Source organism: Variovorax sp. 01T439_2, from assembly GCF_056398445.1.
The window spans coordinates 1-12,918 of sequence record NZ_JBFTPJ010000046.1; the positions used below are offsets into that span (position 1 = coordinate 1).

Consider the following 12,918-nt stretch of genomic DNA (forward strand, 5'->3'; position numbering starts at 1 on the left):
GTGCCATTCGTACTCGAAGCGCACCGCGATGCGGTTGTCCATGAAGGCCCAGAGCGACTTCTTCAGGCGGTAGTCGTGCTCGCGCTCCCATTTGCGGGTGAGGAATTGCACCACCTGCTCGCGGCCGTTGACGAAGTCGGCGCGGTTGCGCCATTCGGTGTCGGGCGTGTAGGCCAGGCTCACGCGCACCGGGTCGCGCGTGTTCCAGGCGTCTTCGGCGGCCTGCACCTTCTTCGTTGCGGTTTCGAGGGTGAAGGGAGGCAGCGGCGGGCGGGATTCCATGGCGGTCTTTCGTTGAATGAGGGATGGCGAAGGCCCGCAATGTGCCACATGTAGACAGACCTGTCTACATGCCTACAATGGCCCCATGGACATCTCCGCACTGCCCGCGCGCGAGCGCATCCTGCTCACCGCGCACGACCTCTTCTATGCCGACGGCATCCGCGCCACCGGCATCGACCGCGTCATTGCCGCCTCGGGCGTGACCAAGGTCACCTTCTACCGGCACTTCCCGTCGAAGGACGACCTGGTGCGCGCCTTTCTCGATCACCGGCATGCACGATGGATGGCCTGGTTCGTCGATGCACTGGGGCGCCGCGGCGCGCACGAACGCGCCGGCGATGCCGGTGCCCTGCTGCTGCTCGCCGACGCGATGGCCGAATGGTTCGCCGACCCGGCCTTTCGCGGCTGCGCCTTCATCAACGCGGTGGCCGAGGTGGGCGGCAGCGTGGAGGGCGCCGCCGAGCGCGCGCGCGAGCACAAGCGCGAGATGGTGGAGGTCATTGCCGGCCTGCTGCCCGCGGCCTTGCCCGCGCGCATGGCGCTTGCCCAGGCCGCGGCGCTGGGCGTGGACGGTGCCATCGTCAAGGCGCAGATGGGCGGCGCCGCGCTGGCGCGCGAAGCCGTCGATGACCTGCGGCGCCTGCTCGAGGCACTGGCCGCCACGCTGCATCGATAAGATCGCTCCCGGAAAACACCCCATGGCATCGACGCGACTTCCCTCCACGCAGGGCCTGCAGGCCTTCGAGGCGGTGGCGCGCCTGCGCAGCGTGAACATTGCAGCGGAAGAACTCAGCGTCACGCCCAGCGCGGTGAGCCACCGCATCCGCCAGCTCGAGACGCTGCTCGAACTCAGGCTTTTCACAGGCAACGACTTCGGCCTGAGCGCCGACGGCGTGGCCTACCTGGCCCGCGTGCGCGAGGCCATTGCGGCGCTGCAGCGGGTGCCAGGCCGCGAGCCCGCATCGCAGGTGCGGCGGCTGCGCGTGGCAGTGACGCCCACCTTCTCCCGCCAGATGCTGCTGCCCCGGCTCGCGCGGTTTCGCGATGCCTATCCGAACATCGAGCTGATGCTRCAGGTGACCATGCCGGTGCGCAACATGACGGCCGAAGAGGCCGACCTGGAACTGCGCTTCGGCACCGGGCCTTTTCACGACCGCGAGTTCTGCCAATTGCTGGCCGACGACGTAGCGCCCGCCTGCAGCCCGGCGTACCTACAGCGCCACGGGCCGTTCGACGGCTTTGCGACCGATGCCGAGGCCTCGCGCGTGCAGCTGCTGCGCACGCCGCTCGAGTCGTGGCGCACCTGGTTCAAGGCCCGCGGCATCGGCCTGCCGGAGCCGGCCACGGGCCACCAGTTCAACGACCTGGGCCTGGCGCTCGATGCCGCGGCCGAAGACTTCGGCGTGGTGCTGATGCACCTGAAGCTCGGCAGCGCCTGGCTGGAGAACGGGCGCCTCGTGCGGCTTTCGGCAGAGAGCGTGCCCTCGCCCAATGCCTATTTCCTGTGCTGGCGGCCGGGGGCAATGGAGCGCTGGGAGTGCGCGACCTTCGTCGAATGGCTGCGGCAGGCGCTGCGGGACTGACTGAATTCTTTTCAGGTCCGGCCTGGGTATTTTTCAGATCGGGATCCCATCCGGACGCCACACTCGGCCCGCGGCGGCGCGTGCCCATAATCCCCGCTCGCGCGATCGAACAACAGAGACTACCCAGGAGACTCCCCCGTGGCCGACCTTTCCAAGATCACCTGCATCGAAGACCTGAGGGTGATCGCCAAGCGGCGTGTGCCGAAGATGTTCTACGACTACGCCGATTCCGGCGCATGGACCGAAAGCACCTACCGCGCCAACGAGAGCGACTTCCAGAAGATCAAGCTGCGCCAGCGCGTGGCCGTGAACATGGAGGGCCGATCCACGCGCTCCACCATGATCGGGCAGGACGTTGCGATGCCCGTGGCCATCGCGCCCACCGGCCTCACGGGCATGCAGCATGCCGACGGCGAGATCCTGGGCGCGCGCGCGGCCAAGGCCTTCGGCATTCCGTTCACGCTCTCGACCATGAGCATCTGCTCGCTCGAGGACATTGCCGAGCACACCGGCCGGCACCCGTTCTGGTTCCAGCTCTACGTGATGAAGGACCGCGACTTCATCGAGCGCCTGATCGAGCGAGCCCGGGCCGCGAACGTGTCTGCGCTGCAGCTCACGCTCGACCTGCAGATCCTCGGCCAGCGCCACAAGGACATCAAGAACGGCCTGTCGACGCCGCCCAAGCCGACCATCGCCAACATGATCAACCTGGCGACCAAGCCGCACTGGTGCCTGGGCATGCTCGGCACCAAGCGCCGCACCTTCGGCAACATCGCGGGCCATGCCAAGGGCGTGAAGGACCTGTCGTCGCTGTCGTCCTGGACTGCCGAGCAGTTCGACCCCGCGCTCAACTGGGCCGACGTCGAATGGATCAAGAAGCGCTGGGGCGGCAAGCTGATCCTCAAGGGCATCATGGACGTGGAAGACGCGCGCCTGGCGGCCGCGAGCGGCGCCGACGCGCTCATCGTCTCCAACCACGGCGGGCGCCAGCTCGACGGCGCGCCCTCTTCCATCGCGGCACTGCCCGCCATCGTCGATGCCGTGGGCCGCGAGATCGAGGTGTGGATGGACGGCGGCATCCGCAGCGGCCAGGACGTGCTCAAGGCGCGCGCGCTCGGCGCCCGCGGCACGCTGATCGGCCGCAGCTTTCTCTACGGCCTGGGCGCCCACGGCCAGGCCGGCGTGACGCGCGCGCTGCAGATCATCCACAAGGAACTCGACATCACCATGGCCTTTTGCGGGCACACGAATATCGAGAACGTGGATTCGGGGATCCTGCTGCCAGGGACCTTCTAAGCCCGGACCTTCACGCGAATTCGCCCAAGGTCTGCAACACGTTCAGGATCGCGTTGTCGCGGCTCTTGGTCACGCGATGGGCGAGGCCCAGCGGCCGGCTGAGCGTGGGCTTCAGATGCCGCAGCACCAGCGCGTCCGCCATGGCGTCCTTGTTGTGCGGCTCGAACGGCAGGATGGCCGCCGCGTGGCCTGCGGCAACCAGGCTCTTGATGGCTTCCGGATAGTTCAGATGCATCCGCGCCCGCGGGTTGAGGCTGGCCTGGCCAAACCATGCGGCAATGAGCCTGTACATCTGCGTGGCAGGGTCGAACGAGATCCAGGGCCGCTCGGCCAGCCATTGCGGGGTGATCAGCTTGGGAGACTTCCAGCTGCGGGGCACGATGGCCACCATCGGGTCATTGCGCCATGCAACCAGCTTCACACCCGCGCAGGGAGCCTGGGGCATCGCGACGATGCCGATGTCGAGCGTGCCGGCCTGCAACCGCGCCATGGCCTCGACCGAACTCAGGATGCTGACCGTGACATCCACGCCCGGGCTGCGCTTCGACAGCCGGGCCAGCAGCGCCGGCAGCAGATGCGCGCTGACGCCGGCGGACGATCCGATCCGCACGACGCCTTCACGCCCCTCCGATTTCCTGCGGACCTGATCGCTCAGTTCATCCGCGCCTGCAAGCAGCTTTCGGCCGCCTTCCACCAGCGCCAAGCCGGCCGGGGTCAGGCGGGCCTGGCGCCGCCCTCTTTCGACGAGCACCGCACCGAGCCTTGATTCCAGCTCACGGATGTGCAGGCTGACCGTGGGCGGCGCGAAGTGCAGCGCCTGCGCCGCAGCCGCCAGCGTGCCGAGGTCGGCAATGGCGATGAGCGTCTGGAGCTGGTCGAGGTTGAGATTGCGCATTCAGGATTCCTGACTTCAGCGGCTAGAAAATTCAACTTTACGGAATGGTAGCGAGGAACCACCATCGCTCGCATCGGCAAACAAACGGGGGAGTGCGAAATGGGTTCATCGAAGAAGGTGGCAGGCGCGTGAGCGACGGTGTCTTTCTGGCCATTCTTCTGGCGGCACTCATGAACGCCATATGGAACAGCGCCATCAAGGTAGGCGGTGACAAGATCGCCGTGATGGCGCTCACGACATTGATCGGCAGCGGCCTCTCCCTGGTTGCTCTGCCATTCGTGGGTGTTTCTGCCTCGACCGATTGGCCTCTGCTCGCGCTCTCGATAGGCATCCACACGGCCTACCACTTCGCCCTTCCGATCGCCTACCAGCATGGAGACCTGGGGCACGTCTACCCCATCGCGCGGGGCGGGGCTCCGCTACTCGTGACGCTGGCTGCAGCGTTCATGGTGGGAGAGGTGCCCTCACCGGGAGAGATCGCCGGCGTCCTGTGTCTCAGCATCGGCGTGCTGGCGTTCGCCTTCCAGCACCGGGCGCAGGGAGGCGCCCATCGGGGGACGCTCTATGCCATGGCGATCAGCCTGTTGATCGCGTCCTATACGGTCGTGGATGCGCTGGGCGCACGCCGGTCGGAATCCGCGCTGGGCTTTGCCGTGCTGCTGACCATTGGCGACGGTATCGCGACTGCATTGATCGTCCTGTGGTGGAGGGGACGCGCCGCCTTTCGCGTTGACGGCCGGACGCTCTCGTTGAGCGCGATGGCCGGCACCATGCAGATAGGCGCGTACTGGATCGCCGTGTGGGCGCTTGCGCAGGCGCCCATGGGCACCGTGTCGGCCCTGAGGGAGAGCAGCGTTCTCTTCGTGGCGCTGATATCCACCTATCTGCTGAAGGAGCAGCTCGGCAGGCACCGCATCGCCTGCTCCGTGCTCGTCTTTGCGGGCATCTTGCTGGTGAAGCTGCGGCTTTAGCCGCATGGCGGCCGAGCAATCCCTCGCTTCCTAAGCCCCCTCGGGCATCAGGCTTGCGGCGCTGGCTGACAGCGCGCATATGCGCGGGTGCAGAAAATGTTGCTTCCAACAACATCGCCTGCACGGGCGGCACAACGCATCATGAGCGCAGCCACTTCCAATCCGGGGAGCTCATCGGCCCTCGCATCGCCACCACCTCCCCACTACACGGCAGAAGAAAAACGCCACCGCGTCTTCTCGATCATGGCGGCCTCGTCGGGCAACCTGGTCGAGTGGTTCGACTTCTACGTGTATGCCTTCTCGGCGCTGTATTTCGCGTCGTCGTTCTTTCCCAAGTCGGACCCGACGGTGCAGCTGCTGAACACCGCCGGCGTGTTCGCGGCGGGCTTCCTGATGCGGCCGATCGGCGGCTGGCTGTTCGGGCGCATTGCGGACAAGGTCGGGCGCAAGACCTCGCTGCTGATCTCGGTGTCGATGATGTGCGGCGGCTCGCTGGTGATTGCCTTCCTGCCCACCTATGCGCAGATCGGTGCCTGGGCGCCGTTCCTGCTGCTGGTCTGCCGCCTGTTCCAGGGCCTGTCGGTGGGCGGCGAATACGGCACCACCGCCACCTACATGAGCGAGGTCGCGCTGCGCGGGCAGCGCGGCTTCTACTCGTCGTTCCAGTACGTCACGCTGATTGGCGGGCAGCTRCTGGCGGTGCTGGTGATCGTGGTGCTCGAGCAGCTGCTCACCGAAGCCGAGCTCAAGGCCTGGGGCTGGCGCATTCCGTTCGTCATCGGCGCGGTGGCCGCGGTGGTGGCGCTGCTGCTGCGGCGCACGCTGCACGAGACGCAAAGCGCCGAAGCCAAGGCCAACAAGGAGGCCGGCAGCATGACCGGGCTCTTCAAGCACCACATGCCGGCCTTCCTGACGGTGCTGGGCTTCACGGCCGGCGGCTCGCTGATCTTCTACACCTTCACCACCTACATGCAGAAGTACCTGGTGAACACGGTGCACCTGCCGATCAAGACCGCCAGCTACGTGATGACCGGCGCGCTCTTCCTCTACATGTGCATGCAGCCGCTGTTCGGCGCGCTGTCGGACCGCATCGGGCGGCGCAACAACATGCTGCTGTTCGGCGGGCTCGGCGCCATGGCCACGGTGCCGATCCTCACGGCACTGCAGCACACCACCAACGCCGTGGCCGCCTTCGCGCTGATCATCGCGGCGCTGGCGATCGTGAGCTTCTACACCTCGATCAGCGGCATCGTGAAGGCCGAGATGTTTCCGCCCGAAGTGCGCGCGCTGGGCGTGGGCCTGGCCTACGCCGTGGCCAACGCGATCTTCGGCGGCTCGGCCGAGTACGTGGCGCTGGGGCTCAAGTCGCTGGGCCACGAATCGGCCTTCTTCTGGTACGTGACCGCGATGATGGTGATCGCCTTCCTCGTGAGCCTGCGGCTGCCGCGGCAGGCGAGCTACCTGCACCACGACCACTGAGCCTGCGCCGCTTGCTGACTCGCCTCGCTCAGGGGGCCCGCACGGGTACGCGGGTTTCGAGCGCCGGCGCCTGCCATTCAGGCTTGATGTGGCAGCCGTTCCTGCCGTCGGTGCCGTAGCGCGGCATCAGCGCCGCGCAGCGCTGCGCCAGGCTCGCGGGCGTGGGCTTCTCGCCCTTGTCGATCCAGTCCATCAGGGCTTCGAAGAGCGCCGGGTATTCCGAATCGCTCAGGTAGCTGTGCTCGCGCTCGGCGCTGAAGCTCTGCACCAGCGTGCCGCCCGTGCCGGCGGCATCGCGGATGCGCCGGTAGGCGTTCTCGAGCTCGACGAAAGCGGTGGGGTCGTCGATGGCATGCAGCGCCACGGTGGGCAGCGCGGTGCGGCCGGTGGGCTGGCTGTCGGCGGCGAGCGCGCCCTTGGCCTGCGGGTCGGCCGCATAGCGCGCCACGCCGGCATTCAGCGCCGCATCGTCGGCCGAGCCCTGGTAGGCCACGCCGATGTTGCCGAAGGGGTTGCGTCCGCCCAGGCGCTGCTGCACCAGGTCCTGGAACAGCCAGGTGGCCCAGTTCAGGTGCCCCGCCAGCGAGCGCTCCTGGATCTTCACCACCGACAGGATGGTCTTGAGCCGCGCGGCCTGCTCGGGCGGGCGCTGCGCCGCGGGCAGGCCGACGCCGGTGCATTCCTTGACGCGCGCAGCCAGCTCGGCGCGCGTGAGCTTCGAGTCCATCGGCAGGCCCTGCCACAGCGGGTATTGCGGCTCGTCGGGCTTGGGATGGTTGCGGCACAYGTACTGGTAGACCACGCGCAGGTCGAGCCGGAAGTCGTAGGCGCTGTTGCCGCCGCCGAGCACGCCGCTGGTGAGCAGCAGGCCGTCGTACAGGCTCTTGGCATCGCCGGCCGGTGCATAGAGTTCGGCCGCCTTCGCGGCCACGCCCGCGCCGTAGCTCTGGCCATGCAGCAGCGTACGCCGCGGCGGGCCGAAGCGCTGCACGAAGATGCGGCGCAGGCGCTCGGTGTCCTCCGCGGCCATGGTCACGCCGTAGCCGCCGCGCCGGTAGGTGGAGCCGGCCCACGCGTAGCCGGCCTGCACGGTGACGGCCCAGCGCTTCAGGTCTTCCTCGCTGCGCTCGAGCCTGGGCGGGCCGGTCTCGGGGCCGCCATGGGCGTGCATCACGAGCACGCGGTTCCACGCCTGCGGTATGGCAATCCAGTAGAGCGCGCCGGCGGCATCGGCACCGGTGTAGCAGCGCGTTTGCGCGGGCACCGGCGCCGGGCAGGCCGCGGGCCTGGGGCCCCAAGCGGCGGCCTCGGCCAACAGCGCGGCCATGGTGCCGAGCAGCGCGAAGGCGAAGGTGCGAAGAAGTGGTTTGCTGCGGGTCATCAATGCCGTGGCGACCATCAGGCTTCGGCGCTCCAGAGGCCCGGGTAGTCGCGCACGAAGCCGTCCTGCGTGACGCGCAGGGTGGCCGCGTAGTCGAAGCGCTTGGCCTCGTAGGCGTAGGCGTCGGCGGCGGTTCGCTCGTAGCGCTGCATCAGCTCGCTGAGCACGCCGCCGCCGTCCAGGTCGACCCAGGCGGCCGGCGCATCGGCGCCCTCGCCCTTTGCCAGGTTGAGCCGGCGCAGCTGCAGCAGGTTGGTGGCGGGCGTGAAGCCCAGGTCGAGGTCGGTGCAGTGCGACAGGTCGGGCACCGCCTCGTCGTTGAGCTTCCAGTGGCCGCGCGCATCGCGGGCAATGGCCAGGTCGATGGCGCCGCCGCCGAGCCAGCCGCGCACGGTGCCCCACTGCGTGTGCCAGTGCAGGTCGCAGCGCACGCGGTAGTGCAGCTGGCCGATGCGGCCGTCCTCGAGGCGGAACACGGCGGCGCCGTCGAGCTGCCACGCGGTCGCGTTGCGCTCGAGCCGGCAGGCGTCATGGCCCGGTGCATCGAGCCTGCGCCACAGGATGGAGGAAACTGTCTGCATGGCGCGGATGATGGCACCGGCATGCCGCCGAGCGCAAGCCGTGCCCTTTTTGCCGCAGGTGGCGGTCAGGTTGCGGCGATAGGGTTGCCCGCGACATGACGCTCCCGCCGGAACATCCTGAACCCACCGATTCGCCTTCAGCGCCGCCATCGCTGCGCGTGCTGGACCTGATCGATCGCGCCGCGATGCCGCTGGCCATTGCGATCGCGCTGCTGCTCTTCGTGCAATGGCCGCTGCGCGACCTGACTCGATCCGGCAGCGGGCCGACGCAGGCCAACGATCTCGCGCAGTGGCTGTTCGCGCTCTACGTGGCGGTGGCGCTGCGGCATGCCGGGCGGCGCGGCGCGCACCTGGTGGCGCGGCCCGACCTCGCGGCCGACACCACGAGCCGCATCGCGCGGCTGCGCCGCATCGGCGCGGCACTGTGCGTGCTGCCCTGGGCGCTGTTCCTGGTCTGCAGCGCCGCGGTGCCGGTCGCGGATGCAGTGACGGCGCTGGAACGCTTTCCCGACACCTTCAACCCGGGCTACTTCATGATCAAGGTTGCGCTGCTTCTGCTCGCGGCGCTGCTGGCGGTGCAGGGCGCGCTCGACCTCTGGTGCGAGCGGCGGCGGTCGTAAAGGCAACGCCATGGCATGGACCGGACTCGCCCTGCTTGCGCTGGCCCTGGTGCTGATGATRGCCACCGGCTGGCCGACCTACGCCGTGCTGCTCGGCGTGTGCTCGCTGGGCGCTGTTGCGGGCCTCGCGCTCGGTGCCTTCGACCTGGCGCTGCTGCAAAACCTGCCCTGGCGCATCGTCGGCCTGCTCGAGCACGATCTGCTGCAGGCGCTGGCACTGTATGGGCTGGTCGGTGCGCTGCTCAACCGGCTGGCCCTGGCCGAGCACCTGTACACCGGCCTGCGCAAGGTGCTCGCACGCATCACACCGCGGGCCGCGCCCGAACTCGCAGGCATGCTGCTGGGCCTGATGCTCGCACCGATGAACGGCTCGGTCGGCGCCAGCCTGCTCACCCTGGCGCGCACCGCGGGCGAGGGCTGGGCGCGCGAGGGAGTGCCCCCGGCCCAGCGCACCGCACTCGTGGCCCTCACCAGTACGCTGGGCGTGAGCGTGCCGCCCTCGCTCGTGCTGCTGCTGCTCGGCGACGCGATGCTGCGCGCCCACACCGAAGGGACGAACATGGCCCGCGAGCTGGGGCTCCCGACGGCCGCCGCCGGCGCCGCGAACCGCATCGTCAACACGCAGGACATCCTGCAGGCGGCACTGGTACCCGCCGCCGTCCTGCTGGCCGGCTGGCTCGCGGTGGCGTGGTTCGGCGCACGGCGCAAGCCGCGGCCGCCGGTGCAACGGGAGCCATTGAACCGGCGCGAGGGCTGGACGCTGCTGCTCGTGCCCCTGCTGATCGGCACACTGCTGGTGCTGGTCACGCTCGGCAAGGTGCGCGCGGTCGAAGGCGCGGCCGCGGCCGGCGTGCTGCTGCTCGGCTGGGGCCTGGCGTCGCGCCAGCTCACGCGCCCGGTGCTGTGGCAGGTGCTCGACGATGCCATGGCGCTCACCGGCGCGCTGTATGCGCTGCTGGTGGCGGCCACCACCTTCTCTCTGCTGCTGCGCGGCTTCGGCACCGACGGGCTGATTGCACGGCTCGTGCTGTCGCTGCAGGGCCACCCTATGGCGGGATTGGGCGTGGTGCTGGCCGTTCTGCTGGCCTTCGCCTTCGTGCTCGATGCCTTCGAGCTGATCTTCCTGATCGTTCCCRTCGTGATGCCGCCCGTGCTCGCACAGCTCGACGATGCAGCATGGATCGCCGAGCTGACCCTGCTGGTGCTGCAGGCGGGCTTCCTGCTGCCGCCCTTCGGCTATGCGCTGGTGCTCGCGCGCGGCCAGGTCGCGCCGCGGCCGCCTGCGGCCGCCGTCGCGCGCGCGCTCGCGCCTTACCTCGCGGTGCTCGCCACCGTGGCCGCGCTGGTGATGGCGCTGCCCGTGACCACGCGCTGGCTGCGCACTTCGCCGACTGCGCTGGCGCCGGCCGAGCAGATGAGCGACGAAGCGCTGGACAAGCTCATGCGCGACATGGTGCCGCCGCCCTGAGAAGAATGCGCGCCGGACATGCCGCAGAGTGCGCGGCTGCGCCTCGGGCTAACATCGTCCGCCCGACCATTCAGAGGAGCGCGCAAGTGGAACCCTGGTTCGCCGACGCCAAGCCGATCAACTCGCTGGAGCCCGAGATCGCATTTCATTTGTGGGACGAGTTCCATCCCGTGCGGGACCGCCCGCCCGAGCCGCTCGCGCTGCCGGAATTCCCGCGCGCCGAGCGCCTGCGGGTGAGCGTTCCGGAGGCCATCGGGCACGAGGCGGAACTTGCTGCCTACTACGGCCGGGTGGCCGCACTGGCCCGGCAGCGCGGGCTGAAACTCCAGCAGGTGCGCCAGTATTTCTGGATGGATCTGCGGCTCGACAACGAGGATGCGGACGTGCACCTGTCCTTCCCCTGGTACGACACGTTCTCTTCCATGGACCACTTCCTTGCCGCCGTGGCGGGGCACGACGAGGGCATGGTCTATGCCGACCAGGACCAGGGCTGGGCGGTGGAGGCCTGGGGGCGCAACGGCACGCTCTACATCCGCGAAAGCGACCCCGATTCCGACGCGACCGTCCAGGCCGCAGCGCTGCCCCGGGCCGGCCTGCAGGCCCGCATTGCCCCGCTGCGCGAGCGCACCGCCAGGCTGCTGGCCCGCCTGGCCGAAGAACTCGGCGCCGACGTGTGGACGACGGGCGAAGCCCCGTCCTTCCTGTAGGCGCTCGCGGCGCCGCGCGGCTCAGATCGGATAGGCCGTGAGGATGTAGAACGGCTTGCCGCTGTAGGTTTCCATCTTGAGGATGATCCGCACGCCGGAGAGGTCGTTGACGGCGGTGCTGCCGAACTGCACGCCCCGCCCCACCACGTAGCCCAGCACGTGCTCCAGCTCCGGCGACTTGCTGCCTGCGGCCGCCCCGCGCGACCAGGCGCGCACCGCGGCGGCGTTGGCGCGCAGGGTCTCGGTGATCGCGCGTTCTGCAGTGGCCAGGTCGGCAAAGGTGGACACCGCCCGCGGGCCCGGCCGGGTGGCGGTTCGCACCCTGGCCAGCAGCTGGGCATCGGTCTGCCCGACGTGGCGCGCCATGGTGTGGCCGCCCAGCCGCGATCCCGCCGCGGCCTCATGCTCCACCAAGCGGATGCGGCCGCCGCGCATCACGGCGACGATGCGTGCGGCGCCCAGCCCCGAAGCCACGACCAGCGGCACCGCCACGTCCACCGCAAGCCCGATGCCATCGGCCGTTTCACGCGAAGCGCCCAGCGCCTCGGCCGCCGAGCTGGCGGTGACGGCGGTGGCGGTGCGCTGCGGGGTGCCGGTCCAGACCTGGCGGCCCGAGGTCGCCAGGGTGTCGAAGCCGTGCACGCCCAGCACCACGCAGCCGGCCTTGGTCACCATCGTGGGCTCGGGCGCGACGCACAGGATGCCGGCGCCCACCAGTTCCACCACGCCGCCCACCAGCCCCACCGTGCCCCAGAGCCGGTTGCTCAGGCTCGCGGATTCGGGCACGTCCTCCCCGCCCAGAACCGCGGCCATCTGCACCGGCGTCAGCGCGATGGTCATGCCTTCGACTTCGTCATCCATGCCAGATTCCTTTCCATGCCACCGGAGGGCCAGCCTGCAAATCGGCCGCATTCTTGCACGCRGCCGCCCGGCAGGCGAACATCGCCCGGCCGCGAGACAATCCATGCCGTGAGCTCCCCGACCGTTCCAACGCCCCCGATCCGCCGCATCGCCCACCTCGACATGGACGCCTTCTACGCGTCGGTCGAGCTGCTGCGCTATCCGCAGCTCAAGGGCCTGCCGGTGGTGATCGGCGGCGGGCGGCGCAGCGTGGACGAGGCGATCCGCCACGTGCCCGAGGGCGGCACGCTGGCCGACATTCCGGTGGAGGCCTTTCCGCGGCTGAAAGACTACGTGGGCCGCGGCGTGATCACCACCGCCACCTACCCGGCGCGGCAGTTCGGCGTGGGCTCGGCCATGGGGCTCATGAAGGCCGCCAAGCTGTGCCCGCAGGCCATCATCCTGCCGGTGGACTTCGAGGAGATCCGCAAGTATTCGCGCACCTTCAAGCAGATCATCAGGGAGGTCGCGCCGCTGATGGAAGACCGCGGCGTGGACGAGGTCTACATCGACTTCACCGATGTGCCCGGCGGCCAGCGCGACGGCGGCCGATCGCTCGCGCGGCTCATCCAGAAGGCCATCCTCGAGGCCACCGGCCTCACCTGCTCCATCGGCGTGGCGCCCAACAAGCTCATCGCCAAGATGGCGAGCGAGTTCAACAAGCCCAACGGCATCTCGGTGGTCTACGAAGACGACCTGCAGACGCGCATCTGGCCGCTGCCCTGCCGCAAGGTGAACGGCATCGGACCCAAGGC

At 69.1% G+C, this 12,918-nt stretch carries 14 protein-coding genes; 9 read left to right on the top strand and 5 right to left on the bottom strand.

All coding sequences use genetic code 11. The features are described 5' to 3' along the window. The coding region (locus AC1DOC_RS03950) for a DUF1348 family protein (protein WP_478129426.1) at positions 1–282 on the bottom strand (282 nt) is incomplete at its 3' end. Positions 283–367: 85 nt separating this feature from the next. Between AC1DOC_RS03950 and AC1DOC_RS03955 the strand changes: the two genes are divergently transcribed. The 3 genes from AC1DOC_RS03955 to AC1DOC_RS03965 all read left to right on the top strand — a co-directional run bounded on the left by AC1DOC_RS03955 (position 368) and on the right by AC1DOC_RS03965 (position 3,161). Further along, positions 368–958 (top strand): TetR/AcrR family transcriptional regulator, encoded by a 591-nt coding sequence (locus AC1DOC_RS03955; protein ID WP_018903209.1) that lies wholly within the window; start codon positions 368–370, stop codon positions 956–958. Between the two features lie 22 nt (positions 959–980). Further along, entirely contained in the window at positions 981–1,865 is an 885-nt protein-coding gene (locus AC1DOC_RS03960) for a LysR substrate-binding domain-containing protein (RefSeq protein WP_012746479.1), read from the top strand. A gap of 138 nt (positions 1,866–2,003) precedes the next feature. Then, positions 2,004–3,161, top strand: coding sequence for an alpha-hydroxy acid oxidase (locus tag AC1DOC_RS03965; RefSeq protein WP_478079674.1), 1,158 nt, complete (start codon positions 2,004–2,006; stop codon positions 3,159–3,161). A 10-nt stretch (positions 3,162–3,171) separates the two neighbouring features. Here the strand turns inward: AC1DOC_RS03965 and AC1DOC_RS03970 are convergent, their stop codons facing one another. Beyond that, a complete protein-coding gene (locus tag AC1DOC_RS03970; RefSeq protein WP_478083154.1) occupies positions 3,172–4,056 on the bottom strand; it encodes a LysR family transcriptional regulator in 885 nt (294 codons plus the stop codon). 128 nt (positions 4,057–4,184) lie between these two features. On the opposite strand from AC1DOC_RS03970, the gene AC1DOC_RS03975 reads away from it, so the two are divergent. Then, complete coding sequence (locus AC1DOC_RS03975; RefSeq protein ID WP_478079676.1) at positions 4,185–5,027, top strand: EamA family transporter; 843 nt, start codon at positions 4,185–4,187, stop codon at positions 5,025–5,027. A gap of 141 nt (positions 5,028–5,168) precedes the next feature. Further along, on the top strand, positions 5,169–6,506 hold the full coding sequence (locus AC1DOC_RS03980; protein ID WP_478079677.1) for an MFS family transporter: 1,338 nt from the start codon (positions 5,169–5,171) through the stop codon (positions 6,504–6,506). Positions 6,507–6,534: 28 nt separating this feature from the next. Here AC1DOC_RS03980 and AC1DOC_RS03985 read toward each other — a convergent pair whose 3' ends face one another. After that, entirely contained in the window at positions 6,535–7,905 is a 1,371-nt protein-coding gene (locus AC1DOC_RS03985) for a hypothetical protein (RefSeq protein WP_478129427.1), read from the bottom strand. Then, the gene (locus tag AC1DOC_RS03990) at positions 7,905–8,468 is read right to left on the bottom strand and encodes a putative glycolipid-binding domain-containing protein (RefSeq protein WP_478079679.1); all 564 of its coding nucleotides are present in this window, start codon (positions 8,466–8,468) and stop codon (positions 7,905–7,907) included. The genes AC1DOC_RS03985 and AC1DOC_RS03990 overlap by 1 nt, the downstream gene beginning before the upstream one ends. Before the next feature lie 95 nt (positions 8,469–8,563). On the opposite strand from AC1DOC_RS03990, the gene AC1DOC_RS03995 reads away from it, so the two are divergent. From AC1DOC_RS03995 to AC1DOC_RS04005, 3 genes are all read left to right on the top strand, one after another. After that, the gene (locus tag AC1DOC_RS03995; RefSeq protein ID WP_012746474.1) at positions 8,564–9,088 is read left to right on the top strand and encodes a C4-dicarboxylate ABC transporter substrate-binding protein; all 525 of its coding nucleotides are present in this window, start codon (positions 8,564–8,566) and stop codon (positions 9,086–9,088) included. 10 nt (positions 9,089–9,098) lie between these two features. Next, entirely contained in the window at positions 9,099–10,556 is a 1,458-nt protein-coding gene (locus AC1DOC_RS04000) for a TRAP transporter large permease subunit (protein ID WP_478129428.1), read from the top strand. Between the two features lie 86 nt (positions 10,557–10,642). After that, positions 10,643–11,263: a hypothetical protein gene (locus AC1DOC_RS04005; protein WP_478079682.1), complete on the top strand. Its 621-nt coding sequence runs from the start codon at positions 10,643–10,645 to the stop codon at positions 11,261–11,263. Positions 11,264–11,284: 21 nt separating this feature from the next. Here the strand turns inward: AC1DOC_RS04005 and AC1DOC_RS04010 are convergent, their stop codons facing one another. After that, positions 11,285–12,124 carry an RNase A-like domain-containing protein gene (locus tag AC1DOC_RS04010; protein ID WP_436042836.1) on the bottom strand — a complete coding sequence of 280 codons (840 nt, stop codon included), beginning with the start codon at positions 12,122–12,124 and terminating at the stop codon, positions 11,285–11,287. Between the two features lie 108 nt (positions 12,125–12,232). Between AC1DOC_RS04010 and AC1DOC_RS04015 the strand changes: the two genes are divergently transcribed. After that, positions 12,233–12,918, top strand: a 686-nt coding sequence (locus AC1DOC_RS04015) for a Y-family DNA polymerase (RefSeq protein ID WP_478129429.1), incomplete at its 3' end; no start/stop codon positions are given.

Excerpts from the sequence above, each read along its gene's own strand:
- AC1DOC_RS04010 (WP_436042836.1), bottom strand. The coding sequence starts at position 12,124 with ATGGATGACGAAGTCGAAGGCATGACCATCGCGCTGACGCCGGTGCAG.
- AC1DOC_RS03995 (WP_012746474.1), top strand. The coding sequence starts at position 8,564 with ATGACGCTCCCGCCGGAACATCCTGAACCCACCGATTCGCCTTCAGCG.
- AC1DOC_RS03990 (WP_478079679.1), bottom strand. The coding sequence starts at position 8,468 with ATGCAGACAGTTTCCTCCATCCTGTGGCGCAGGCTCGATGCACCGGGC.
- AC1DOC_RS03970 (WP_478083154.1), bottom strand. The coding sequence starts at position 4,056 with ATGCGCAATCTCAACCTCGACCAGCTCCAGACGCTCATCGCCATTGCC.
- AC1DOC_RS03955 (WP_018903209.1), top strand. The coding sequence starts at position 368 with ATGGACATCTCCGCACTGCCCGCGCGCGAGCGCATCCTGCTCACCGCG.